The following is a 24,536-nucleotide window of genomic DNA, read 5'->3' on the forward strand; positions in this document are numbered from 1 at the left end:
ACGGGCAGGGACGTTCTACCCCGGCTACAATTGTAATGATAAGACCATATGAAATAAGGTCAACCAGTAATTTCTGGTTAACCTTATAATACGAACTGGGCAGGTTAGTTCAAGAAGAAGTCCTCTTAAAGAAATGAAATATTACAGTTACATTAAATGTATTCAAATTAAAGGGAGTGGTTTTATGATAAAAATCGATGAAAATTTAGTTTCGCGGCTAATAAATAGCCAATTTCCAGAGTTGTGTAAATTGGAAATCAAGCCTGTTGAAAAAAGTGGAAATGATAATAGAACTTTTCACTTAGGGAATAGGATGAGCGTTAGGTTGCCAAGTGATGTAGCTTATGTACCCCAAGTAGAAAAAGAACAAAAATGGTTACCTTTTCTCGCTAAGCATCTCTCCACACCTATAACTGAACCATTATTTAAAGGAGAACCAAGTAAGGATTACCCATATCCTTGGTCAATTAACAAATGGTTAGATGGAGAGACATTATCTATAGATAAAATAGATGATTTAAACCAATTTGCATATGATTTGGGAAAATTTCTAGTTGACCTACAGTCTATTGACGCTACTGGTGGTCCTTTAGCTGGGAAACATAATTTTTATCGAGGTGGACATATTGTTGTATACGATGATGAGTGTAGAGAAGCCATCAATAATAATGTCGATACTTTTAATAAACACTTATTAGAAGAAATTTGGGAATTGGCATTAACTTCAGAATGGGATGGTGAACCAGTTTGGGTTCACGGTGACGTTGCCCCAGGAAATATATTAATTAAGAATGGTAGATTGTATGCAGTTATTGATTTTGGAATATTGGGAGTAGGAGACCCTTCTTGTGATGCTGCAATGGCTTGGACTTTTTTTGATGATAGTAGTAGAAAGATATTTAAGGATACATTGAATTTTAATGATGGAACATGGAATAGAGCAAGAGGTTGGGCTCTATGGAAGGCTTTAATAACTTACAGTTATAATAAGCAATCTAGCAAAACAATCGCAGATGAATCATTTAACATTATAAAAGTAATAATAAATGATTACCAAATTGAAAGATAAAGTTGTAAATATGATTTTTTTAGAATACTAAACCAGTTAATAAAAGTTCGATTCTTACACTAAAGGGTTCATTAGTTTAAGATGATCAACTCCTTATGGTCCTAACGGGACAGTTTAGTTGAACAAGGTAAGTAGAAAATTGAATAAGGGGGGGGAAGCATTTGTTCAAAAGAAGAGTAATTGCTGCACTATTGTCGACAATTGTATTTAGTCTAATTTTAGCTTATATAGATTATACTCCTGTTTCAGAAAGAATTCCAGACACATCATACGGCTCATTTATTTCCCCGATTCCATTTTTAATTATAATAACTGGTGTACCATATATTCTCGGTGGGATTCCCGTTTCAATATTAATTGATAAATATGTTGATAAATTTATAGTAAAACTCCCATTATACTTAATGGGTGGTTACATTGTAGGTGTGATTACATTGGTAATAAGTTTTGGAACATTTTCATTTAAATTTTTATGGTTAGGTATTTATAGTGTTGCTGGTAGTTTAATTTTCTTTATTATTATGTCATTGAACGCTCGATTAAAGAACTTCAACTAAACTAGCTAATGGTTGTCAATATTTTCCATTAAAAAAGTTAAAACTCTGGTGATAACGCTAATAAAATGTGTACTTATCTAAATTGTCAGAGTGAAGTAATATAATTTTAGCGATAACAAAGTTTGATTAATTCAAGTTTCCGTTCAAGAAGGCTATAAATAGCGGAGGGTATACCTATAGAAGGAATTGACCCACTTCGTTTAGGAATTAAAAAGATTCATGCAGAAAAGATAAAATTAAAAGAATAATTAGATATTTGTGATTTTGAGATTTACTCTTGTGAAGAAGTTCCTGTAAAAGGGGAAACGTTAACAGAACTCTGTTTGAATACTTATATAAAAATGAAGAATATAGGATATAAAATAATGGCAAAGCAACATTCTTTTCTCCATTATTTAGGACTGTTAGCACTTATATAAAGACAAACAAAGGAGAGTTTATAAACTCTCCTTTTTAAATAGCCAGTTTATTAATTATTTTCCTGTTTAATAGTATTTTCTCCTTTGGCAATACCTTTACGTGTAGAACGGCAAGGAGCGATTATTCTATCCATATCAGAATATTACATATTAGTATTAGTCTTGCATACCTGCCATCTAACCAACCATGTGATAAAAATATTGTAGATAAAAATGCTTGTTAATAATTTGTAGAAAATTCTTCAATTTTTTGTGCGAAAATTTTTAATGCCTTTGATACATCTGACTCTTCATGTTGAACAAATGAAAAAGACCTAATGATTTTTTTATTTTTAATGGGTATAGTAAGTAGTTCATTTGTCATTATTTCTCTATTTACTGTCCATTTTGATAACAACGCAATCCCTAGCCCTGCTTTTACGGCTTCCTTTACTCCTTGATTACTACTAAATACAAAGGAATGTTTTATTGTTAAGTCCAGTTCTGAGATTAAATTATCCATATAAGTTCTTGTTCCAGAACCAGTTTCTCTAAAGATCCAAGTTTGATTTTGTAACATGTCCTTTTCAATCTGTTGCATTTGAGATAGTGGATGGTTCAGAGGAATTACTAGAACCATTTCGTCTTCCATAAATGGTATTAACTGAATATCTAACTCTTTATTATTCCCTTCAATTAATCCAATATCAAGTATTTTTGTTCTTACTCCACCAATCACTTCATCACTATTAGAAATAATGGTTTGAACTTCCACTTGAGGGAATTGATTAGCGTATTCTGCCAATACTTTTGGGAGTATATATTCACCAATTGTAAAGCTAGCTCCAACTCTTATTTTTCCTGTTACAACATTTCGTAAGTCATTAATTTCATGTTTTGCTTCTTCATAATGTAATAATATCCTTTTAGCATGTCTATAAAGTATTTGTCCGGCCTCTGTTATTTGTACTAACTTAGGTGTTCGATGAATGAGTTTTGTTCCTACTTCATTTTCTAAGTTGCGAATATGTAGACTTACATTTGGTTGTGAAATATTCAACATTTCTCCTGCTCTAGTGAAGTTTTTTTGCTCAATTACTGTTACAAAAACCTTCATAGTATCTACAATCACTGTTTATGCTCCCTCCAAATATTTTTACTTTACAAAGTAATTTTATCATAAGTTTTTATAATTATTGAAATAGCAAATATGTATTTAACTTATTATTAAATCTTACTTATAGTTAAATAAGAAATTATCTCACACACAAAAAAGTTTGGGGTGTTAGGATTGGAGCAATCAATTGTGAAAGAAAAACAAAAAAGGTACAGTTTTATTCTAGGTATTGGCTTAACTCTTTTTATTGCCATCCTTGCAAAATATCTTGGAGATTTACCATTATTAAGTATTATGGGTCAATTAGTACTTGCTATCTTAATTGGTATGGGTTGGAAAGCTATAGTGGAAGTTCCCAAGGGAATGATCGCTGGGACAAATTTTTCAAGTAAGAAATTGCTTCGTTTAGGTATTATATTATTGGGCATGAGATTAAATTTTGTTGATATACTTCACGCAGGACCTAAAGTGTTTGCAATCGCAGTTATTAATATTATCTTCACTTTAATTGTGGTTTATGGCATAACTCGTGTGTTTAAAGTGGAAAAAAGATTAGGAATTTTAACTGCTTGTGGTACTGCTATTTGTGGTGCAGCAGCCGTTGTTGCAATAGCTCCACAAATTAAAGCAAATGATGATGAAACAGCAATTAGTGCAGCAACAGTAGCTATATTGGGGACAATATTTACACTTATATATACGGTACTTTATCCAATCTTAGGATTATCTGCATACGGATATGGCATCTTTTCAGGTGGAACCTTACATGAAATTGCACATGTAATTGCAGCTGCTAACCCAAGTGGAAAAGAAGCAGTTGACATTGCGGTTATTGTAAAATTAACAAGAGTGGCATTGTTGGTACCAGTAGCTATTTTTATTGGAATATGGTCAAGTCATCGTGATACTAACACTAAAAGTGTAAATGAGAATTGGAACTCTTGGAAATCCATCCCTGTACCATGGTTTATAATAGGATTTTTGGCAATGAGTGCTTTAAATTCAACAGGAATATTTTCTGCCAATTTTGCGGAAAAGGTAGTCCTTATTGCTTATATGTTAATAGCAATGGCAATGGCAGGGCTTGGCCTTAATGTAGATATAAAGACTTTTAGAAGACTTGGTCTCAAGTCATTCGGCGCAGGATTTATAGGGTCAATTTTGTTATCTATTTTAGGATACTTGCTAGTTTATGCTTTTCATTTTTGATAAATATTGCGGAATTATTATTTCAAATAGTTTATTCTTTTTCATTCATTTCTTATGTGAAGAAAGTGGTCTGAAATAATAGATTTTATTTGTGATTGTAATCACTTAAACAAACTGGTGCATTACTTCAAGAAGGAAGATGCACCCGTTATTATAGGAGTCGTTAATTCAATTAAATAAAGACAGGAGAAAATAATGAAACCAGGAATCAGTTTTGAAATTCCCAATGAATACGGAAGGTTTCTATGGGGAGTATTAGCACCATGCATAATTAACAACGGAATACTGTGAAATTATATAATGACTAATAACAAGTGATCACTTTGTTGTTAGTCATTATATTTTCTTAGCAGTAATAGTTGGGGAGAAGAGTAAACGCAATTGTGTTATAAAAGGCAACACATTTATGTTATTAGTCATCCAATGAGGTGGGGATATTTTAATCGTTTTTGGAGTTAACATAATACTTATTATGGGAAGTAACTGGCAAAATAACTAAAATATCTCAATTTCTAAGTTTACTCTAGATAGTGAGACGAAAATAAAAAAACGCTATAAAATATGTAAAGCCATTTTATAGCGAAATATATTATTAATTACCAATATACATTGCGTTTGGTCTAAAGATTGTATTGTTATTTAATTGTTCCATTGCATGTGCACACCAGCCAACAATTCTACTTGAACTAAAAATCGCTGTAAATAATGATTCATCTATATCCAATGTTTTCATGATTGCCGCTGCATAATATTCAACATTCGTATATAGTTTATGGTCTGGTTTTAATTCTTTTAAAATTTTAATCGTTTCTAGTTCTGTTTTAAGTGCTAAATCAATCCAATCCGGTAAATCATCCATCTTAATAATGGTATTTTTTAAGGCTAATGCTCGAGGATCAACTGTTTTATATACACGATGGCCAAATCCCATAATTCGTTCTTTATTTTTTACTTTCATGTGAATTATTTCACATATTGCATCCTCTGTCTTTATTTCCTCTAAGAGTGCTATTACCCCAGATGGTGCACCTCCATGTAACGGACCTTTCATAGTTCCAAGTGCACTTGTAATTGCTGAAGTTAGATCACTTTCAGTTGAGATTGTGACTCTCGCTGCAAATGTAGAAGCATTTAATCCATGTTCCATTGTAAGAATTAGATAGGATTCTAATATCTTAGCATGTGTTGAATTTGTACTTCCAGTAAGCATATAAACAAAATTTTCCACGTGATTTAGAGATTCACTAGGTGGGATTTCAGGTAAATTATTTAATTGTCTGTAACGATATGCTATTAACGTAGGAAATACTGAAATTAATCGTTCAGCAACATCATAAATATCCTCATGATTATCCGTATAATTTGCAGAAATAACGGTTCTTAATACATCCATTAATGGCATTTCTTTTGGTAATAGCTGAATGATCTTTACGATATGACTAGGTATTGAACGATGGTTAACTAATTTATTCTTAAAGCGATTTTTCATTCCCAAATCGGGAAATTCTCCGTAAATTAAAAAATAGACAACTTCTTCGAATGAATACATTCCAACTAAACGTTGAATTTCAATTCCTCTATAAGATAAAATCCCTTTCTCCCCATCGATATGACATAGGGTTGTCTTTACGGCGGTTACACCTTTTAATCCTGGGTTAAACATCCTCCCCACTCTCCTTCCCTCTTTACTTTATTATAAGTTAATCAAAAGATTATTAAAATTTAATATTTTTTACTATAATAATAAATAATATTTATTAATGAGGTGAAACTACATGGATATTCGAACGATCAAAACCTTTTTATTAGCAGCTAAATATGAAAATTACCGAGAAGTTGCAGAAAAACTATATATCACCCAGCCTGCTATTTCATTCCAAATAAAACAATTAGAAAAAGAATTAGGTGGTAAATTATTTGTAAAGGACGGTAGAAACATTGTATTAACGGAGTTTGGAAGAATGTTCTATCGTGAGGCACTAGATATAAACACCCAGTATGAAAATAGCTTACATCGCGTAAATCAATTTAAACAAGGGTTTAATAAGTTATTACGAATTGCTATTTCTCCTATGCTTGCAGATACAATTTTACCAACAGTTTTGCATAACTATATGATTGCCAATCCTAATGTTGAGTTCACCATACAAGTGATGGAATCAAAAGAAATATCCGAGCAAATTGAAAACGGTATGGTTGATTTTGGATTATCTTGTCTTCCTGGATCGAGCCTTACCAAGACTATTCCGTTTCACGAAGAGGATGTCTCTTTAATTACAAGACATGATGGATATGATTTTGAAACTGGACCAGTACTTGATGCTATAGAAATACTTGATAATAATATTGTTTTTACTGATAACCATCCCTTTTACTGGACAGGTTTAAAGGAAAATCTTAAAACCAAATTTCCAACGCTTAGAATGATGAAGGTTAACCAATCGTATATTACAAAAAGATTTGTACTGGAAGGCATGGGGGTTAGTTTTCTGCCTAAATCCAGCATTAATAAAGAATTGTTAGAAGGCAGATTACTAGAAGTGCCCATTGATGCAATCGATATTCCAAAAGCGTGTATGTACTTTGTTTATAAGAATGATCAACAATTTGATTCAGAACTAATGAACTTTATATCTTCTTTCCATTTCAGTTAATGAAATTAACATGTTCGGTAATTTTAAGAGAATTATAGTAAAATATAGATAGTTTACTATTTTCATTGCAAAACGAGGTGAGTGCATGCGAACTTATTTGATACGCATCTTTCTAATAATCCTTATACTTGTTTTAGTTACTGGATGTTCAGCAAATAATCCACTAGAATCAAGTTCAACGGATACTGTTGAACTGACCATATCTGCAGCAGCGAGTTTGAAAGAGTCATTGGGAAAAATACAACATGAATATGAACTCAACCATCCTCATGTTAAATTAAAATTTAATTTTGGTGGTTCTGGCTCTTTAAAACAGCAAATCACACAAGGTGCTCCAGTGGATTTATTTTTCTCAGCAGCTGAAGATAAGTTTAACGAATTAGTTAAGGAGGGTTTGATAGCTAAGGAAGATGGGAATACATTGCTGACAAATGAATTAGTATTGATTGTTCCGTCTAATAATCCAATGGATATTGCAGGTCTTGAAGACTTAATACATAAAGATGTCGATCATATTTCTATTGGCATTCCCGAAACCGTTCCAGCTGGAAAATACGCGAAGGAATCACTTACTATCCAAGACTTGTGGCAAAGATTAGAGTCAAAAATTGTCCCAGCAAAAGATGTACGCCAAGTTTTATACTATGTAGAAACGGGCAATGTAGCAGCAGGAATTGTTTATTATACAGATGCCCTTAGTTCAAACAAGGTAACAATTATTCATACAATTGATTCATCAACACATACACCCATTCACTATCCTATAGGCATCATTAAAGAGACTAATAACTATGAGGCTGCTAAAGATTTTTATGATTATCTCCAAAGTGACGAGGCATTAGGGGTTTTTAAGAGAAATGGATTCATTCCTAAATAAGTTATTTTCAGAAGAATTTCTCAGTCCAATAGACATATCTTTAAAAATCGCCTTAGTCTCAGGCATTGTTGTCATTGTATTGGGAACTATAATTGGGAAATTTTTTGCGGGTAATCATTTTAAGGGGAAGTCAATTGTAGAAACAATCATTATGCTACCAATGGTACTCCCCCCGACTGTTGTTGGATTCTTCCTAATCGTAATGTTTGGGAGAAATAGTTTTGCAGGTCAGATGATTGAATGGCTATTTAACCAACCCATAATTTTTACCTGGTGGGCTGCTGTAATAGCTGCTACAGTGGTTGCATTTCCGTTGATGTATCAATCTGCAAAATCAGCCTTTCAAGGTATAGATTCTGATATTGAAGAAGCTGCCAGGTTAGACGGAGCAAATGAATGGAAGGTATTTCTCTTTATTTCTATTCCTCTTGCTTCCAAAGTACTAATTGCAGGTTGTATTTTAAGTTTTGCTCGTGCATTGGGAGAATTTGGTGCAACGTTAATGTTTGCAGGTAATATTCCCGGGGAAACCCAAACAATCCCGACTGCAATCTACATTGCAATTGATTCAGGAAATATGGCACTTGCATGGATGTGGGTTATTTCAATCGTGTTTATATCTTTTCTCATGCTATTATTTGTACGTACAAAAGTAACTAATTAAGGAACTTAAAAAGGGCTAATTTTATTAGTGAAATACTGACAAATTAGCCCTAATACTATGTAAAATGCCCAATAAAAAGAAGAAAAATTTAGACCCTTAGTGACCCACGGAACCCTCTAGCTCCATAGTAAGAATCTGCACCATTGTGATATACGAAAACATGATCGTAGCGATAATCACAAAAAAGTGCACCGCCAAGTTCTCGAATAGTCGATGGTGTTTGTATCCAACTCGATGTTTTCATATCGAAATTCCCTAGTTTTTGCAACTCCCTATATTGTTCTTCTGTTAATATTTCAATGCCCATGGCAGTTGCCATATCCATAGCACTAGTCTCTGGCTTATGTTTTTTCCTTGCCTCCAGTGCTGCACGATCATAACATATGCTTCTGCGGCCTTTTGGACTTTCTTTTGAACAATCACAAAAAATATACTCGTCCTTCTCCTGATCATAACCGATAACATCCGGTTCGCCTTCAGTTCTATCCATTTCATGTAGTGACCATAGTTTTTCTGGATTACTTACTAACCTTGCTTGAATTTCATCCCATTTAAGACCTTGATGACGGTCCATATTGGACTCGAAACGGGCTTTCAATACTCCTAGTAGATAATCATGCTGTTCTTGAGATAATTTCTTTTTATTGCTAGTTGACATGTTACTTTTCCTCCTAGATTTTTACTCATTATATTTTTAAACATATTTACATGCTTACCGTTCAATAGAATAGTTGTATGACTTAAGTTTACATTATATATTAGGATTATGTAATTCCATCAGTCTCGTTTGCGGTGTGCTCTATCTTATAGAAAACCAATCAAATCAGGTTAACCAGGAAAAAGTGAATCTAGGTATGTTGTTTCCAATTCCATTTCTTTAACTTGCTGATCATAATAAACGTTATATGCCTTTGAATTTGGTCTGGAGCTTATAACTTTATGTATGGTTCGATCAATATAATGAATGGCAACACCATCATCAGCAGCAATTCCAGGTTGAATTTTTTTAGAATCTATTAATTTATGATAAGTAGGTCTTCTATCTTCTTCTCCATCATAATGAGGACAATTACTCCCCTTCAAAAAACCCAAACATTTTATTGGTTCTAGTCCTTCGCCATAAGAATCAGTCACTCCTTCTTCAAACCAACAAATGGAGCCTGCGCTAATCCCTGTTAATAATACACCCTTCTCCCAAGCCTTTCTTAAGATAGTATCTAATCCCCATTCTTTCCATAAGATTAACAAGTTTCTAGTATTTCCTCCACCAACATATATAATATCTTTTTCTAAAATATAGTTCATTAAATCTCTTGTTGGTGGTTTAAATAATGATAAGTGTGAAGGTTGACATGATTGGTTTTTGAAGAAGTTATAAAATCTTGAAATATAATGATCGGAATCTCCGCTTGCAGTTGGTATAAAACAAATTTTTGGATTCGTTTTATCAGACTGATTCAGTATATATGTATCTAGCAAAGGATTATCAGGCTCCATAGAGAAGCCCCCACCTCCTAGAGTAATTATTTGTCTCTTCATCTTATATCCACCTCGTGATTAGGCATAATAAATAATTTCTCATCTCAATCTTTCTCTTCCTTCTTCAGGAGTTCCAATATCCCTACTCAATGAATATCCCCCCAATACAAGTTTTTAATAAATTGTCCTGTTAGAAAACTAACTCGATATAACCATACTACCATAATATTCTTAATAGCTAGTTAAACAAAAGAAAAATGACTATTAACTTGAGAGTTATAGTCATTTTTCTTTTGTTGGTTACATTATAATCAAACTCTAGATTTGTTTTTTACTCCAAATCAATTCGCTCGAGTGGTCTCTTTGCTGGCCCTTCCATTACCTCGCCAGTATAGGAAAACCTTGAACCATGACATGGACAATCCCACGATCTCTCACCCGAATTCCATTCCACTTCACAGCCCATGTGGGTACAGGTGGTATCAACAGCAAAGAATTTATCTTCTTTGTCCTTGTATACACCTGTTCTCTTGCCGTTAATACGGGTAACGGTAGCGTCATCAGTAGATAACGTTTTGATGTTATTATCTGTAAATTCCAATTTACCTTTTATTAAATGTTTTGCTACATCTGCGTTAATCCGGGCAAATTTACGTAAAGATGGATCCGCTTGGAACCTAGATGGTGTGTATAGATCTTTATATGGACTTTCTTTTCCGGTTATTAAATCTGTTAATATCTTTGCTGCAATTGTTCCATTTGACATACCCCATTTTCTAAAGCCTGTTGCTACAAACACAGCCTCTTCTTCCTCTGAAACGCGGCCAATATAAGGAAGTTTATCCAATGTTGTTAAGTCCTGAGTAGACCAACGGAATAAGATTTTCTCGATGCCAAGATGTGCTTCTGCAAAATCCTGCAAAGCTTGATAGTGTTCTATTGTTGATTTCCCTTGTCCGGTCTTATGCTTCTCCCCAATAACTAACCACACTTCTTCTCCATCTATCTCTACAGAACGTAGAGAGCGAGTGGGTGACTCTGCAGAAATGTACATTCCACCAGGAAATTTCTTTTTTGCTTTGACTGCTAACGCATATGATCTTTCCGGATACATTCTAGCTGGATAAAACCCTTGCCCATCGTAAAAAGGAAAGTGGGAGGCTTCTATTACATATTGACAAACAATTCGTTGCCCTTCCCTAGTTATAATTGCTGGGTTCTTATTATATTCCACATCAATTGCTGTAGTGTTTTCAAATAGTTGTGCTCCATTTTTGACACTTTCCTCGGCTAGCCTTTTTAAGAATTTCAATGGATGATACTGAGCTTGATTTTTCATTATTAAGGCTTTTTTATGTGGTACCTGTAACGGTACAGAATCCGTTAATTCACCTTCTATTCCTAGCTGGTCATATGCCTTTTTCTCATTCTCTAATTGTGTTATGTATTCATCTGAATTGGTGTAAATAATGGCATCTTGTTCTTTGAAGTCACAATCAATGTTTAATTCCGTTGTTGTTTTCTCAATAAACTCTTTGGCCTCCATTTGGGCTTGGTAATATAATTTTGTTTTATCTTCTCCAAAATGCTTAATAAATTCGTCATAAATGATATCGTGTTGAGCAGTAATCTTTGCCGTAGTGTGTCCTGTAGTACCATTTAAAATTACACCTGCGTCAATAAGTGCTACTTTAATGTTCTGCTTGGACAGCAAATAAGCAGCAGTAATCCCTACTATACCCCCTCCAACAATTCCAACGTCTGCTTTGATGGACTCTTTTAATTTTGGAAAACTAGGAAAATCAAGTTTATCTCGCCAATATGGTTCTGGGAACTGAGGTAATTCTTTTGATTCATTCATGTTTTTTCACTCCTCATAATCTACAATCTACAATTTCAATCGTCTAATTTGTCATTTTGAAACTATATTTGTCAGTATTCCCCATCGAACCTGGAATTATTTGACTACCATTCATAATTTTAGAGGGGAAAATTTTACCCTCACATAAACATAACGAGACTATAAATGTTTAGATAGTAATGAAATAAACATTTATAAGTAAAGAATTTCTAAATAAAAAAGCTACCTAGTTAACAGGTAGCGAATCCTTGTATTATCGATCTTCAAAAAACTTACGATTTAATAGAATATATTCATTTTCCGCTTCAGGAACTTCATCTTCCATAAAGATTGCTTCAACGGGGCAAACTGCTTCACATGCTCCACAATCTATACAAATATCTGGATCTATATAAAACATATCTTCCCCTTCTTCTATACAATCAACAGGGCAGACTTCCACACACTCAGCTGCCTTTTCTGTTTTACAAGGCGATGTAATGACAAATGCCATGTAATACCCTCCTCTATTAATAAATTAAAAAGCCTCTATCTTGAAATACCATAATATAGTAATTATACTACAGAACATTATTTTTTTGTTCAAGCAATTACTAATAGAATCACCTTTTTCATTTTTTTCATACTATTAACAGTTAGTTTTTAAAGGAGAGATGTCATGGAGATATACGTTAGGCGTGGCGATTCATTGTGGTGCAACTATATAATGAACCACTCACTTTAATCATTCAATTAAACGCTAGTATTACACCTTCACAATTAATAATAGGTCAGAGAATCTTAATCCTATAATTTGATGAAATATACAGAGGAAACACATTGGGGATTATGTTAGCGTATTTATATTTAAAAGTACAAAAGAATATAACAAACCATAGTAATGTGATAATTTTAACTGGAACGTTATATCTAGACACAACTACTTAGTAAAAGGGAGCTTGAAAATTCAAGCTCCCTTTTACTGGTCAACCAAGTTAAATAACACCTTGTTCAATCATCGCATCTGCAACCCTCATGAAACCAACAATATTTGCACCAACTACTAAATTACCTGGAAAATCATATTCAGTTGCAGCCTCCATGCTTTTTTTATAAATAGTTTTCATAATTACCTTTAATTTTGCATCAATCTCTTCCTGTGACCAGAAAATGCGAGCACTATTTTGTGCCATTTCTAAGGATGAAACTGCAACTCCCCCAGCATTTGCAGCTTTTGCAGGAGCAAATAGCACACCACTTGCTAAAAATTCATCAATTGCATCCAATGTTGAAGGCATATTTGCTCCTTCTCCAACTGCTTTTATGCCATTAGATATTAAATGTTTTGCTGATTCAAAATCAAGTTCATTTTGAGTAGCACATGGTAATGCAATATCACAAGGAATCGTCCAAATACCCTTCCAACCCGTTACATAAGTGGATTCTGGATGTGCTTTTACATATTCTTTAATTCGTTTATTTTCTACCTCTTTTAGTCGCTTAACTGTATCTAGGTTAATACCATTTGGGTCATAAATGTAACCACTAGAATCACTACATGCTATGACACTCGCCCCAAGTTCCATCGCTTTTTCCATTGCATAAATCGACACATTTCCAGAACCAGATACAACCACAGTACTTCCAGTAAAGCTATAGCCTTTCTCATTTAGCATTTCCTCAACAAAATATACTGTTCCATATCCTGTTGCTTCCTTACGACCAAGACTGCCTCCAGAATCAATCCCTTTCCCAGTCAATACTCCAGCTTCATATGCACCTTTAAGTTTTTTATATTGACCAAACAAATAACCGATTTCTTTTGCACCAACACCAATATCACCTGCAGGAACATCTAAATCTGGCCCAATATGCTTGCTTAGTTCTGTCATAAAGCTCTGGCAAAATCGCATAATTTCCATATCCGATTTACCTTTTGGATCAAAATCCGAACCGCCCTTACCTCCACCAATGAATTGTCCTGTTAGCGCATTTTTAAAAATTTGTTCAAATCCCAAAAACTTAATAATACTAGCGTTCACAGATGGATGAAATCTTAAACCGCCCTTATATGGACCAATTGAACTATTATACTGAACACGAAAACCACGATTTACTTGAACAATACCTTCATCATCCACCCAGGGAACACGAAAAGTAATAAATCTTTCTGGTTCAACCATGCGGTCAAGTACTCTTAATTTTATATATGTAGGGTTTTTCACAAGTACTGGTACTAAAGAATCGAATACTTCTTTAACAGCTTGATGAAATTCTACTTCGTTAGGATTACGTGACTTTACCATTTCAAATAAGTGATTAACGTAGTTTCTAACATTTTCAGTTTCTAATTCAAGAACACGCAAAAAAATCAACTCCTAGTGTATGGTTCGTAAAATGTAATAGTGTTTTTTAAATGTATTAATAAGATAGATAAATCATGGAAGGGAAGTAAAACTGTTAAGGAAGAATTTTAAAGGGTTTTGTTTATCTTTGCGTATAGTGAAAATTAAATAATATATAAAAGTTTACCACAGAAAAGCTCATTTTCAAAACATTTGATAAAAGGAAAAAACCGATCCTTTAGAGACCGGTTTACCATTTACACTTCTTTAAAATAGTCTTTACGGAAACCAGCAATACGATTACTATCATCAAAAATAAAATAAAACTCATCTGTTTCATTTTTGACATCGTATACTTTTCCAGGAGTTAATTTGTTATCAACTACAAATTTCTTTGCATTAGCATGTACACATTCGATTTGTTTTATCGTTGGATTATTTTCCCATTTTAAATGCATCATCTTGACGTTACCCCTTTTAGTTAACATAATAATATTATTGTAAACTTTTTTAATTGAATAATTTTAATAAGTTGCCATAACCTTCTTCTTCCATTTTATCTTTTGGAATAAAACGCATTGCTGCTGAATTCATACAATAACGTAAACCACCCTGTTCTTTAGGCCCGTCCTCAAAAACATGACCCAGATGAGAGTCAGCAGTTCTACTTCTTATCTCTGTTCGAATCATACCATGTGAGGTATCAAGTTCTTCAACTACTTCGTAAGCATCAATAGGTTTTGTAAAACTTGGCCAGCCACACCCTGCATCATATTTATCCTTAGATGAGAATAATGGTTTCCCTGAAATGATATCTACATAAATCCCATCGTCCTCAATATCCCAATATTCATTTTGAAATGGACGCTCTGTACCTTTTTCCTGTGTGACATGATATTGAAGAGGGGTGAGTTTTTCTTTAAGGTCGGATTTATCGGAATTCCAGTTGCTTTTAATAAAGTCCTCCCTGCCAGATCCTTTTTTATAAAGTCGATAATGGAATGATTGTTTTTTATAATAATCTTGATGTGATGCTTCCGCTTCATAAAAAGGCATGGCAGGAAGTATTTTTGTTGCTATTGGCTTTGAAAACTTTCCGCTTTCGTCAAGTACTTGTTTGGATTTTTCTGCTAGTTGCCTTTGTTTTTCATTATGAAAAAAAATAGCAGTTTGATATGATTCTCCACGATCATTAAATTGCCCACCTGGATCTGTTGGATCAATTTGTTGCCAAAATGTTTCTAGTAATTGTTCATAAGGCATTAGGTCAGGATCAAAAGTAATTTGCACTGCTTCGACATGACCCGTAGTATTAGAACAAACTTGTTCATAAGTTGGATTCTTTACATGTCCACCTGTATATCCTGAAATAACACTTTCAACACCAAGTCTCGTATCAAAAGGCTCAACCATGCACCAAAAGCAACCACCTGCAAACGTTGCTTTTTCTAATTGATTTGTCATGTTCCTTACCTCCAATTATTCCTACTATACTCATTTTTTACTTTTTAGTAGGAAAAATCAAGTGTAGAGATTCCTAAATAAATAATTTCGGGGTTGATTGGCCTTCTCCTGTTCGTTTAACAGATGATTCATCATAAGTCTCTGAACTACTTGATAATGACTCTACGCTAGTACTTTCGATTACTCCACTCTCTACCTCTGTACCGTCTACATCCTTAAATGCCTTCATCATCCGGTACATAGCAGGTAAATTCCGGACGAGCGGTCCATATTGTTTAACAATTGGAGCAGCTGTATCGACTACTCTTAAGAACTGTTGAACACCATTCAACGTTTTCGATAATCCGTCAACACCTTTTGTAGCCATATGACCGATATTTTGATTTTGACCCATAAATTGTTGCAGCATTCCTGCAATAGGATTGTTACGCGTTGGCATTTGTTGAAACCCTCGACTTGGAAACATAAAATCATTATGCTGCCTCATATGTTGTGATTGTCTCTGCGCTGGGAATATCATAAAGCCATCCCTCATTTCATAAATAATATCTAGTTCATTGTACGTATTGGCTTTTAAAGCGTGTAGGCTATCAAAACAGATAATTTGAAATGATTGGTTATATTTCCCGGGTAACCGCAAGAATCAACATTATTTGTGCGAATTTATGCGATTATTGACGAAATTACAATTATTGTTAAATTCATTGCTAGAAAGATACTTTATTTTCCAAAGTTGAAAGCTAAACTTGATCCTCTATGGGAAGGTGAGATTACTAATTTAGTATGAATTTCGTTCTTAAGTGCAGGAACATGGGAAATTATTCCGAGCAATCGATTACTTTCTTGTAAATCTTTTAAACAATCAATCGCTTGTTGTAAGGAAACTTCATCTAATGTTCCAAATCCTTCATCGATGAATAAGGTGTCCAGCTGAACACCTCCTGCATGTGCTTGTACAACATCTGCAAGACCAAGTGCTAAACTAAGTGCCGCTTTAAACCCCTCTCCTCCAGATAATGTCCTTACAGATCTGGTTATTCCGGTATGGTGGTCCATTACCTCAAGATCAAGTCCACTTTGCGCGCCGCGTTTAGCGACTTCACCACTCCGAATTAACTGGTAACGGTGTTCTGTCATTCGGTCTAAACGGATATTTGCTTGTAGCAATATTTCATCTAAGAATGAGGCAAGGACATACCGTTCAAAAGATAATCGCAAAGCATTATTTCCACTAGATAAATCCGCTAAACTACCAACGATATAATAGTCTTCTTCTAATTCCTTTATCTTCTTCATAACATCCACTAAGCGGCTCAAGGTTCCTTCATCCTGGTTGATTTTTGCATTTAAGGAGAGTAATATCTCTAGTGTTTTTTGCAACTCACCTTTATAAGTAGTAACTTCATCCTCTATCTCAGTTAAGTTTACTCTTTCCACACCAACTAGCTGTTCTTTTAATTGCTCTAGTCGATAATGAATCCGTTTAATAGCTGTTTCGAATTCTTCAATTTCCTCTTCCATTTGCATTTGTACTTCTAACGATAATTTTGCATTTTGGTAATCCTCCAGAACATCGAAACCATTTTCCTTAATGGCGTTAATAAATTTCTCATACTGTAATTCATAATTTGCTTTTGTTTCTTTTTCAAAATCTTGTAGTTGCTCGAATACAGTTGTTTGCTTTTGTAACATTTCGTTTGTCTTTTCATAAGAAGTTTTTAACTGCTCCCACTCTTGGATATTTTGTCTGTACTGTTTTTCTTTCTCTTCTACAGAAATGGTAAAAGCTATTGGATCCATTAAATCCTCTGGTAATTGCTTCTCTATTTCATCTTTAATCGCTTCTGTTCTTGCTAATTCTTCTTTACGTTCTTGTGTTCTTTTTGAAATTAAATCAAACGTTTGTTTTAATTCTTTATTCTTGTTCTGAGTACTTTCCTTTTCTCTTTGAATTCGTTCAATTTCCTTTTGCTTTATGGTGATTCCTTTCAATTTCTCTTCTAGACTTCGAATCTCATTATCTACGTTCGTCATAATGGATTGGACTGATTCAATAGTAATATTAGGGAAACTATCATTCAATTCATCCTGCAGTTTATCCACAACACTTCGCTGAGTTTGTCCGTTTGTTTTATGATCTACAAATTCTAGTTGAACAGATTCAAATTCTTCCTTTTTCTTTTGAATGAGTACCTTCAACCGCTCTATTTCCTCAAAATTTCCCTCAACCGATTCCCCAACAGCTTTTTTGGGGTGATGTATTGAACCGCAAACGGGACATGGTTCACCAGATATTAATTGACTAGCTAGAACGCTCGCATACTGTTCGTTTTGAGCTAGAACGAAAGCGTCATATTGTGCTTCTAAACGCTTAATTTCTTCTTGTTTATCTTTATATAGCTGTTGAGCAATGGAATATTTTTTTCTTAGTTTAATTAGCTTACTGTGCTCTAGTTGATAATCCACTAATTTTTTCTTTATATCTCCTTGTTTCCCTAAAGCTTCTTTTGTTTCATAGAATGCTTTCGTTAGTATTCCTTCATTAGCAAGTTGCTTTTCAAAGTCTACTATTTTAAACTCATTATCCTTTAGCTCAATTTCAATACTATGAAGCTCACTATCGCCTTTTTCTCTTTCTAGCTTCAGGTTTTTCGCTTTTTTCTTTAATTCCAAATAGGCGTTTACCTGTTCAAGCTGCTTCTTAACCTGCTTAATTTCTTCCTTTAAGTTTTCACGTTCTTGTTCTTTATTAGCCGCATTCTGATAGTTGGTTTTAACTACAGCAAATTCATTTTGGATTTGGCGTAAAAACTCTTCTTGCTCTCGTAAACGCGTTACATGTGTATTCCATTCAATTTTCCTTGCATTACTCTGCTCTTCAAATGGTATGATTTGCTGAGCAATTTTTCCGAGTTGAAGCCTGTCTTTTTTTAGGGCAATAGAATCTTTTATTACTTCTAATTGTTCATTTTCTTTCAGTAAAGATTCGTGTTCCTTAAATTTTTCCTCTATAATGCTCGCGTTTTGTAGCCTTTTCTCCATCATGGTTACTTTTTCTTGCTGTTTTTCCTTTATTTTTTGTTGTTCTAATTTTATTTTTTTTGTTTCTAATATTTCTACCTTTAATTTTTCAAGTAGTTGTTCATTTGTATCACTTTCTTGAAGCGGAACATGACTCCATTCAACTTTTGTAAACTCATATTGAATATCAGTCTCTAATTTCTTAATTTGAACCTCTAGCTGTTTAGATTGTGCCTTTAATTCATCTGTCATTTTTTCATAAAAATGTGTTCGAAAGATCTTTTGCAAAATTGCTTCACGATCTCTACTGTTCTCTGAAATTAGCTTTCGGAATTCACCTTGAGGAATTAATACCATTTTACGAAATTGTTCATAGTCAAATCCTAGTTTTTCCTCTATGGTTTCATTAACATCTTTAATTCTGGACGCAACCAGTTGCTTTTCATTTTCTGCAATCTCATAGAGCACAGCTTTAGCTGGTTCTTCTGTATAACCTTCACCACGTTCTTTTTTCTTGAATTGTTTGGGATTACGGATAATCTCATACACATTATTATTTAAAGCAAAACGAAATTCTACTTCTGTTGGCTCTTCTACCGCTGCAAAGTGACTTCTTAAGGAATCCTGGTCACGATCAGAGCCACTAGCTTTTCCATATAATGCGTAGCAAATCGCATCGAAAATGGTTGTTTTTCCTGCTCCGGTTGGTCCGGTGATTAGAAATATTGATTCATCGCCCAACCTATCAAAATCAACGGTTTGCTTTTCCAAATAGGGACCGAAAGCAGTCACACTGAGCTTAATCGCGCGCATATTATTCCCCTCTTTCCTTTGTTATAACACTTGATATAGTCTTTTCAATATATTTCATTCGCTTATCATCGATATCTTCCTCGGTTATTTCTTTATAAAAAGAAGCAAACAATTCTGTATGTGATTGTGTTTGCTTTTGACGGATTTGCTGCAAATCCAACAAACTCTTTGTAGTGGAGAACCCTACGCGCTCTAATCGTAAAATATTTGGATATATTTTTCGGAGTTTGTACATTGGGTCTATTATTTGACCCTTATCTAGAAGACGGATATGCAAATAATCATCCTTTCCTTCCATTGGTTGATCTATTAACTCCTGAAAATATCCCTCAACAACACGCATATCACGTTTAGGGACCAATGGGATATAATTCAATTTACAGTTTCCTTCCCCATCTAAATCAATTACAGCAACAGATTTATTATGATTAGATTCTGAGAAGGAATACTTTAAAATAGAGCCACTATACCGGACAACATCACGCTTAATTCGTTGGGCTTGATGTAGATGTCCTAAAGCAACATAAACAAACTCATCAAAAAGATTTGCGTCGACATAAGGTGTCCCACCTATCATCGAAAGACGCTCTTCCGATTCTGTTTCCATACCTCCAGCAACAAAAGCATGTCCAACAAAAATATGACGTTCGCTCATATCATTATTTTCTTTAATATAATTCGTTACAGCTTCCATTGCTGATTGATGGGAACTTATACTATTATCATTAAAAAACATTTTTGCTTCAGCTGGCTCAATATAAGGTACTAGGTGGAAATATACTGGACCATGTTTATCTTCAATCACAACGGGTTTTAGACTTCTACTCAATTTCGTTTCAATATACAGTTGTTGTGACCTAAACAATTCTGTTCCGAACTCTAATCGTTCTGGGCTATCATGGTTACCAGATATTGCTAGTACTGGAATCTTAATGTCGTTTACAAGGGTAGTTAATACTCGATTTAATAAATCCACAGCTTCTTTCGGCGGAATTGCTCTGTCATACAAATCACCCGCAATCACCAACACATCTGGTTTCTCTGTTTGAATGATATCCAGTAATTTGTTTAATATATAGTCCTGATCCTCTGTCATATGAACACTATTAACAATCTTCCCTAAGTGCCAATCTGCAGTATGCAATATTTTCATATTACTTCCCCCTTGTAAATAGTTATTTATGTAATTTATCATTAATGTTGCTTTATAGTTGTACGCTCCTGAGTTGTCCGCATACACGGAGACTCCTTGAAAAAGAAATTCTCTTTTTCTGCGTGCGATGTATCGCTGACGAAGCATTCCTTGGGACTGGGACTGCGGTCCCAATCGACAACAAGTCCTATTCAAACAGCGTTTCTTTATCATTTTATCACGATTGTATCGACTAAAGTATATCGAATTCTTGATAAACAAACAAGTGTTCGCATATAATGATAATTGAGGTGATCAATGGTGCATGATAGAGGATCAATTAAATGGACATCATTAATGCTGCCAGAACATGTAGAGTTATTAAAAAAAATATGGAACGAAGATAAAAAAGTAGTAAAGCCCCATCTAGATGAACAAGAGCTTGAGGTATTAAACAATCGAATTCTCGAAGCATATCATCAAAAACAATTTATACAGATTGAATATTATCAGGATAATCAGATGCTGGAAATACGAGGAATAATAAAAAAATTAGATTCACTACATCAGAAGATATTAATTAAAAATTCAACAGGAGAAATTATATCAATTCCATTTAGAAATATTTTTCAGGTTATTTAAAAGAGTAAGGGTCAACCGTCAAGTTTTTGACAGAAGACCCTCTCCATTTATTTAATCTTTTTCTTTTAAAAGATATTCATCCCATAACGAATCAAAGACAGATAATGCATTAGTAAAGGGAATATTCCACTCTAAATACTCACTAACTTCATGGTAACTACTTGAGTGCTTTGGGAAATTATGATCTCCAAACATCCAGTCCGCTAGCCTACTCTCATCATCTGCTTTCTTTTTTCCACGATAGGTCATCATAAAATGATAAAATGAACGCATAAAGGACACCTCAAAATACAGATTTAGGATTCCATAAATTCTTGGTGTTTACTTTCTCTCTTCTTATACACGATCGCTGAAAGATGAACACTGATTTCATATAAAAGAAAGAATGGAATCGAAACAATAATTGGCAAGAAAAAGTCTGGTGGTGTTACCATTGTAGAAATAATAATTAGAATAAAATAAGCATACTTTCTAATTTTTCTCATGAAACCTGGCGATAATATTCCGATACTTGTTAAAAACATAGAGATAACAGGTATTTCAAAAATAATCGCAAATGGTAACATAATTCGAAAAACAAACTTAAAATACTTTTCCACGGAAAACACTTCAATAAATGTTCCACTATTCAATGACAATAAAAATGGTAGAATTAAGTTAATAAAAACAATATATCCAGCAACTAGCCCAGCAACAAATAGAAGGAAAATTGCAGGAATATAAGCAAGAGAAGCTCTTCTTTCCTTTGGAGTTAGCCCTGGTTTAATAAAAGCCCATAATTGGAAAGCAAGTAACGGAATGGTTGCTGCAAGTGCAACAATACCTGCAATAGTGAAATAAACCCAAAACACTTCACCTACACCAATAATTGCTAACTTAAAATCTATGTGGCTTCCAAAAAAATTATAAATATCTTCCACAAAAACATAACTTGCAATAAAACAAACAACGAAGAAAATAGCTGTTACAACAAGCCTATTTCTAAGTTCCGACAAATGGCCGGTAAAATTCATATCTTTCTCTTTATTTTTACGTGCCATACATACACCCCAAGTGTCTCAAATAGTAAATCTATTTTTAACAGAAAAGAAGATGCAAGGTTAAGAACCTTACACCTTTCCTTAATCATTTTTTATCGTAGTTTTAATTTCATTGGTTGATTTTACGTGATTATTGTTGTCCTCTGAAACAATGTCTTTTGCAGCATTACGAAATTCACGCAATGAACTACCAAAAGCTTTTCCTATTTCCGGTAGCTTAGAAGGACCGAAAACTATTAATGCAACAACAAGAATTAATATTAACCCGCCAACACCAATATTACCCATGATCGGTCACTCCAAAAGATTTATTTAGTATCTTTATCTTTTTTTGCATCATTTGTTTCATCCATTACATCATCTGTTAAACCCTTAGTTGATTTTTTAAATTCACGCAATGTTTGACCTGCTGCTTTTCCTATTTCCGGTAGCTTTTTCGGTCCAAAAATAACTAATGCAATAATCAATATTAAAATTAAACCACCAATACCGATATTCGGCATATCTACACCTTCTTCTATTTAATTAATGTCATTATAGAGCAAAAAATAAACAATTGATATGTAACCAAGAAAACTATCACAAAAAGTTCAAAAAGAATAAAGATGGTTACGTAAGAACCATCTTTATTTTATCAGTTAACACTATATTATACAACCTTCAAGCGATTCATTTGATTCGGTCGTATTGGATAAAGAAATAATCATAGGGATTTTTTTCGTCTTTGATTCCTTTTTCTCTGGACATTTCCTTCCAATCTTCTAGTGAAAACTCTGGGAAAAATACATCTCCTTTAAATACTTCATCAATTAAGGTTACATACATCCGATCAGCATATGGTAGGATCTGTTTAAATAACCCTCCACCACCAATCACAAATATCTCCTCTTCTGGATAATCGTTATTCCACTCTATAATAGTCTCCACATGATGAATTAATTCAACATCTGAAGGAAGTTGTACTTCCTGACGACTTAATACTACATTTCTTCTATTAGGAAGTGCTCTTCCAATTGAGTCAAAAGTCTTTCTCCCCATAACAATGGTATGGCCTGTTGTTTTTTCTTTAAAAAACTTTAAATCATTAGGCAAGTGCCAAGGCAAATCATTATTTGCCCCAATGAGTTGATTTTGGTCCATCGCAAAAAGCAACGATATCATATTCTACCTCCTAGACAGCAATTGGAGCTTTGATTGTGGGATGTGGATCATAACCAATAATTTCAAAGTCACTCAATTCAAAATCAAAGATGGACTTTTTATCTTTATTTAATTTAATCTTAGGTAACTCGCGAATATCTCGCTCCATTTGGATTTTCACTTGTTCCACATGGTTGCTATAGATATGTGCATCACCAAAAGTATGAACAAAATCTCCAACTTCTAGCCCAGTTTCATGAGCGATTAGGTGTGTTAATAGTGCATAGCTAGCAATATTAAAAGGTACACCTAAAAACACATCTGCACTACGCTGATACAACTGACAAGAAAGCTTACCATCCGAAACATAGAATTGGAATAATGTATGGCAAGGTGGTAACGCCATATTAGGGACATCTTCAGGATTCCATGCAGATACAATATGTCTACGGGAGTTCGGATTGTTACGAATATCTTCAATAACACCTCTTAACTGATCAATCGTTTCATGTTGTGATGTTTTCCATGATCTCCACTGTTTCCCGTAAACAAAACCTAAATCACCATATTGACGAGCAAACTCTTCATTATCTAATACATTTTGCTTAAAAATTTCCATTTGTTCTTTATATAATTGATTAAAATCTGGATCATCTTGAGAGCGAATGCCGAAATCGGCCATATCTGGACCAGAATATTCGTCACTTTCAACCCACTTTTTAAATGCCCACTCATTCCAGATGTTATTGTTATTTTCTAGCAAATAACGAATGTTAGTATCACCTTTTATAAACCAGAGAAGTTCACTAGCTACTAAACGAAAAGGAACTCTTTTGGTTGTAAGTAGCGGAAATCCTTCTTTTAAATTAAAACGCATTTGATGACCAAACACAGAATATGTACCGGTATTTGTTCGGTCTTCGCGTTTAGTGCCATTTGTTAGGATGTGATTACATAAGTCTAGGTATGCTTGTTCTCCTATTACCATTAGGCTTCTCCCCCATTTTCTAGTAGTATTTTAATTGTATCATAATAAACCTGTAACATAATCGTAACTCATAAAATCATTATAAAT

At 33.9% G+C, this 24,536-nt stretch carries 25 protein-coding genes; 7 read left to right on the top strand and 18 right to left on the bottom strand.

Going from position 1 to position 24,536, the window contains the following annotated elements:
- Nucleotides 1–184 precede the first annotated feature (184 nt).
- The gene (locus TY11_RS09540) at nucleotides 185–1,069 is read left to right on the top strand and encodes an aminoglycoside phosphotransferase family protein (RefSeq protein ID WP_042145502.1); all 885 of its coding nucleotides are present in this window, start codon (nucleotides 185–187) and stop codon (nucleotides 1,067–1,069) included.
- 161 nt (nucleotides 1,070–1,230) lie between these two features.
- Nucleotides 1,231–1,626 carry a hypothetical protein gene (locus TY11_RS09545; protein ID WP_042145505.1) on the top strand — a complete coding sequence of 132 codons (396 nt, stop codon included), beginning with the start codon at nucleotides 1,231–1,233 and terminating at the stop codon, nucleotides 1,624–1,626.
- 639 nt (nucleotides 1,627–2,265) lie between these two features.
- On the opposite strand, the gene TY11_RS09550 is transcribed toward TY11_RS09545, so the two are convergent.
- Nucleotides 2,266–3,156, bottom strand: coding sequence for a LysR family transcriptional regulator (locus tag TY11_RS09550; RefSeq protein ID WP_042145507.1), 891 nt, complete (start codon nucleotides 3,154–3,156; stop codon nucleotides 2,266–2,268).
- Between the two features lie 159 nt (nucleotides 3,157–3,315).
- On the opposite strand from TY11_RS09550, the gene TY11_RS09555 reads away from it, so the two are divergent.
- Nucleotides 3,316–4,350 carry a YeiH family protein gene (locus tag TY11_RS09555; protein ID WP_042145510.1) on the top strand — a complete coding sequence of 345 codons (1,035 nt, stop codon included), beginning with the start codon at nucleotides 3,316–3,318 and terminating at the stop codon, nucleotides 4,348–4,350.
- A 592-nt stretch (nucleotides 4,351–4,942) separates the two neighbouring features.
- Here the strand turns inward: TY11_RS09555 and TY11_RS09560 are convergent.
- Complete coding sequence (locus TY11_RS09560) at nucleotides 4,943–6,013, bottom strand: citrate/2-methylcitrate synthase (RefSeq protein WP_042145513.1); 1,071 nt, start codon at nucleotides 6,011–6,013, stop codon at nucleotides 4,943–4,945.
- Between the two features lie 112 nt (nucleotides 6,014–6,125).
- Between TY11_RS09560 and TY11_RS09565 the strand changes: the two genes are divergently transcribed.
- The 3 genes from TY11_RS09565 to modB all read left to right on the top strand — a co-directional run bounded on the left by TY11_RS09565 (nucleotide 6,126) and on the right by modB (nucleotide 8,545).
- Nucleotides 6,126–7,004 (top strand): LysR family transcriptional regulator, encoded by an 879-nt coding sequence (locus TY11_RS09565; RefSeq protein WP_042145515.1) that lies wholly within the window; start codon nucleotides 6,126–6,128, stop codon nucleotides 7,002–7,004.
- Between the two features lie 85 nt (nucleotides 7,005–7,089).
- Nucleotides 7,090–7,881, top strand: coding sequence for a molybdate ABC transporter substrate-binding protein (gene modA / locus TY11_RS09570; RefSeq protein ID WP_042145517.1), 792 nt, complete (start codon nucleotides 7,090–7,092; stop codon nucleotides 7,879–7,881).
- Nucleotides 7,862–8,545, top strand: a complete 684-nt coding sequence (modB, locus tag TY11_RS09575; RefSeq protein WP_042145521.1) for a molybdate ABC transporter permease subunit — start codon at nucleotides 7,862–7,864, stop codon at nucleotides 8,543–8,545. Before modA ends, modB begins: the two co-directional genes overlap by 20 nt.
- A gap of 88 nt (nucleotides 8,546–8,633) precedes the next feature.
- Here the strand turns inward: modB and TY11_RS09580 are convergent, their stop codons facing one another.
- From TY11_RS09580 to TY11_RS09625, 10 genes are all read right to left on the bottom strand, one after another.
- Entirely contained in the window at nucleotides 8,634–9,203 is a 570-nt protein-coding gene (locus TY11_RS09580; protein WP_042145523.1) for a DUF4256 domain-containing protein, read from the bottom strand.
- Between the two features lie 170 nt (nucleotides 9,204–9,373).
- Nucleotides 9,374–10,084, bottom strand: coding sequence for a Type 1 glutamine amidotransferase-like domain-containing protein (locus TY11_RS09585; protein ID WP_042145526.1), 711 nt, complete (start codon nucleotides 10,082–10,084; stop codon nucleotides 9,374–9,376).
- A 271-nt stretch (nucleotides 10,085–10,355) separates the two neighbouring features.
- The gene (locus tag TY11_RS09590) at nucleotides 10,356–11,885 is read right to left on the bottom strand and encodes an FAD-dependent oxidoreductase (RefSeq protein WP_042145528.1); all 1,530 of its coding nucleotides are present in this window, start codon (nucleotides 11,883–11,885) and stop codon (nucleotides 10,356–10,358) included.
- A 253-nt stretch (nucleotides 11,886–12,138) separates the two neighbouring features.
- The gene (locus tag TY11_RS09595) at nucleotides 12,139–12,378 is read right to left on the bottom strand and encodes a ferredoxin family protein (RefSeq protein ID WP_042145531.1); all 240 of its coding nucleotides are present in this window, start codon (nucleotides 12,376–12,378) and stop codon (nucleotides 12,139–12,141) included.
- Nucleotides 12,379–12,859: 481 nt separating this feature from the next.
- The gene (gene gdhA, locus TY11_RS09600) at nucleotides 12,860–14,230 is read right to left on the bottom strand and encodes an NADP-specific glutamate dehydrogenase (protein ID WP_081755888.1); all 1,371 of its coding nucleotides are present in this window, start codon (nucleotides 14,228–14,230) and stop codon (nucleotides 12,860–12,862) included.
- A 236-nt stretch (nucleotides 14,231–14,466) separates the two neighbouring features.
- Complete coding sequence (locus TY11_RS09605) at nucleotides 14,467–14,670, bottom strand: DUF6501 family protein (protein WP_042145534.1); 204 nt, start codon at nucleotides 14,668–14,670, stop codon at nucleotides 14,467–14,469.
- Between the two features lie 49 nt (nucleotides 14,671–14,719).
- A complete protein-coding gene (gene msrB / locus TY11_RS09610; RefSeq protein ID WP_042145536.1) occupies nucleotides 14,720–15,673 on the bottom strand; it encodes a peptide-methionine (R)-S-oxide reductase MsrB in 954 nt (317 codons plus the stop codon).
- A 73-nt stretch (nucleotides 15,674–15,746) separates the two neighbouring features.
- Complete coding sequence (vrrA, locus tag TY11_RS19845) at nucleotides 15,747–16,193, bottom strand: VrrA/YqfQ family protein (RefSeq protein ID WP_052345793.1); 447 nt, start codon at nucleotides 16,191–16,193, stop codon at nucleotides 15,747–15,749.
- A 200-nt stretch (nucleotides 16,194–16,393) separates the two neighbouring features.
- Entirely contained in the window at nucleotides 16,394–19,507 is a 3,114-nt protein-coding gene (locus TY11_RS09620; protein WP_042145538.1) for an AAA family ATPase, read from the bottom strand.
- A 1-nt stretch (nucleotide 19,508) separates the two neighbouring features.
- Nucleotides 19,509–20,660 (bottom strand): exonuclease SbcCD subunit D, encoded by a 1,152-nt coding sequence (locus TY11_RS09625; protein WP_042145540.1) that lies wholly within the window; start codon nucleotides 20,658–20,660, stop codon nucleotides 19,509–19,511.
- A gap of 297 nt (nucleotides 20,661–20,957) precedes the next feature.
- Between TY11_RS09625 and TY11_RS09630 the strand changes: the two genes are divergently transcribed.
- Nucleotides 20,958–21,281 (top strand): YolD-like family protein, encoded by a 324-nt coding sequence (locus TY11_RS09630; protein ID WP_042145542.1) that lies wholly within the window; start codon nucleotides 20,958–20,960, stop codon nucleotides 21,279–21,281.
- Between the two features lie 51 nt (nucleotides 21,282–21,332).
- Here TY11_RS09630 and TY11_RS09635 read toward each other — a convergent pair whose 3' ends face one another.
- The 6 genes from TY11_RS09635 to TY11_RS09660 form a co-directional block, all read right to left on the bottom strand.
- Entirely contained in the window at nucleotides 21,333–21,554 is a 222-nt protein-coding gene (locus tag TY11_RS09635) for a YozE family protein (RefSeq protein ID WP_042145545.1), read from the bottom strand.
- A gap of 23 nt (nucleotides 21,555–21,577) precedes the next feature.
- Complete coding sequence (gene tatC / locus TY11_RS09640) at nucleotides 21,578–22,321, bottom strand: twin-arginine translocase subunit TatC (RefSeq protein WP_042145548.1); 744 nt, start codon at nucleotides 22,319–22,321, stop codon at nucleotides 21,578–21,580.
- 81 nt (nucleotides 22,322–22,402) lie between these two features.
- The gene (locus tag TY11_RS09645) at nucleotides 22,403–22,612 is read right to left on the bottom strand and encodes a twin-arginine translocase TatA/TatE family subunit (RefSeq protein WP_042145550.1); all 210 of its coding nucleotides are present in this window, start codon (nucleotides 22,610–22,612) and stop codon (nucleotides 22,403–22,405) included.
- 17 nt (nucleotides 22,613–22,629) lie between these two features.
- Complete coding sequence (locus TY11_RS09650) at nucleotides 22,630–22,824, bottom strand: twin-arginine translocase TatA/TatE family subunit (RefSeq protein WP_042145552.1); 195 nt, start codon at nucleotides 22,822–22,824, stop codon at nucleotides 22,630–22,632.
- 166 nt (nucleotides 22,825–22,990) lie between these two features.
- A complete protein-coding gene (locus TY11_RS09655; RefSeq protein WP_042145555.1) occupies nucleotides 22,991–23,482 on the bottom strand; it encodes a dihydrofolate reductase in 492 nt (163 codons plus the stop codon).
- Between the two features lie 10 nt (nucleotides 23,483–23,492).
- On the bottom strand, nucleotides 23,493–24,449 hold the full coding sequence (locus tag TY11_RS09660) for a thymidylate synthase (RefSeq protein WP_042145557.1): 957 nt from the start codon (nucleotides 24,447–24,449) through the stop codon (nucleotides 23,493–23,495).
- Nucleotides 24,450–24,536: the final 87 nt, after the last annotated feature.

It is taken from the genome of Paucisalibacillus algeriensis (assembly GCF_000577245.1).
In the GTDB taxonomy this organism is placed as follows: domain Bacteria; phylum Bacillota; class Bacilli; order Bacillales; family Amphibacillaceae; genus Ornithinibacillus.

Bases quoted from the DNA above. Each gene is read 5' to 3' on its own strand.
- TY11_RS09565 (WP_042145515.1), top strand. From the start codon at position 6,126: ATGGATATTCGAACGATCAAAACCTTTTTATTAGCAGCTAAATATGAA.
- TY11_RS09620 (WP_042145538.1), bottom strand. From the start codon at position 19,507: ATGCGCGCGATTAAGCTCAGTGTGACTGCTTTCGGTCCCTATTTGGAA.
- TY11_RS09625 (WP_042145540.1), bottom strand. From the start codon at position 20,660: ATGAAAATATTGCATACTGCAGATTGGCACTTAGGGAAGATTGTTAAT.
- TY11_RS09590 (WP_042145528.1), bottom strand. From the start codon at position 11,885: ATGAATGAATCAAAAGAATTACCTCAGTTCCCAGAACCATATTGGCGA.
- msrB (WP_042145536.1), bottom strand. From the start codon at position 15,673: ATGACAAATCAATTAGAAAAAGCAACGTTTGCAGGTGGTTGCTTTTGG.
- TY11_RS09605 (WP_042145534.1), bottom strand. From the start codon at position 14,670: ATGATGCATTTAAAATGGGAAAATAATCCAACGATAAAACAAATCGAA.
- TY11_RS09630 (WP_042145542.1), top strand. From the start codon at position 20,958: ATGGTGCATGATAGAGGATCAATTAAATGGACATCATTAATGCTGCCA.
- modB (WP_042145521.1), top strand. From the start codon at position 7,862: ATGGATTCATTCCTAAATAAGTTATTTTCAGAAGAATTTCTCAGTCCA.
- TY11_RS09580 (WP_042145523.1), bottom strand. From the start codon at position 9,203: ATGTCAACTAGCAATAAAAAGAAATTATCTCAAGAACAGCATGATTAT.
- TY11_RS09585 (WP_042145526.1), bottom strand. From the start codon at position 10,084: ATGAAGAGACAAATAATTACTCTAGGAGGTGGGGGCTTCTCTATGGAG.
- TY11_RS09540 (WP_042145502.1), top strand. From the start codon at position 185: ATGATAAAAATCGATGAAAATTTAGTTTCGCGGCTAATAAATAGCCAA.
- TY11_RS09655 (WP_042145555.1), bottom strand. From the start codon at position 23,482: ATGATATCGTTGCTTTTTGCGATGGACCAAAATCAACTCATTGGGGCA.
- tatC (WP_042145548.1), bottom strand. From the start codon at position 22,321: ATGGCACGTAAAAATAAAGAGAAAGATATGAATTTTACCGGCCATTTG.
- TY11_RS09660 (WP_042145557.1), bottom strand. From the start codon at position 24,449: ATGGTAATAGGAGAACAAGCATACCTAGACTTATGTAATCACATCCTA.
- TY11_RS09560 (WP_042145513.1), bottom strand. From the start codon at position 6,013: ATGTTTAACCCAGGATTAAAAGGTGTAACCGCCGTAAAGACAACCCTA.
- modA (WP_042145517.1), top strand. From the start codon at position 7,090: ATGCGAACTTATTTGATACGCATCTTTCTAATAATCCTTATACTTGTT.
- vrrA (WP_052345793.1), bottom strand. From the start codon at position 16,193: ATGATATTCCCAGCGCAGAGACAATCACAACATATGAGGCAGCATAAT.
- TY11_RS09635 (WP_042145545.1), bottom strand. From the start codon at position 21,554: ATGCGTTCATTTTATCATTTTATGATGACCTATCGTGGAAAAAAGAAA.
- TY11_RS09595 (WP_042145531.1), bottom strand. From the start codon at position 12,378: ATGGCATTTGTCATTACATCGCCTTGTAAAACAGAAAAGGCAGCTGAG.
- TY11_RS09650 (WP_042145552.1), bottom strand. From the start codon at position 22,824: ATGCCGAATATCGGTATTGGTGGTTTAATTTTAATATTGATTATTGCA.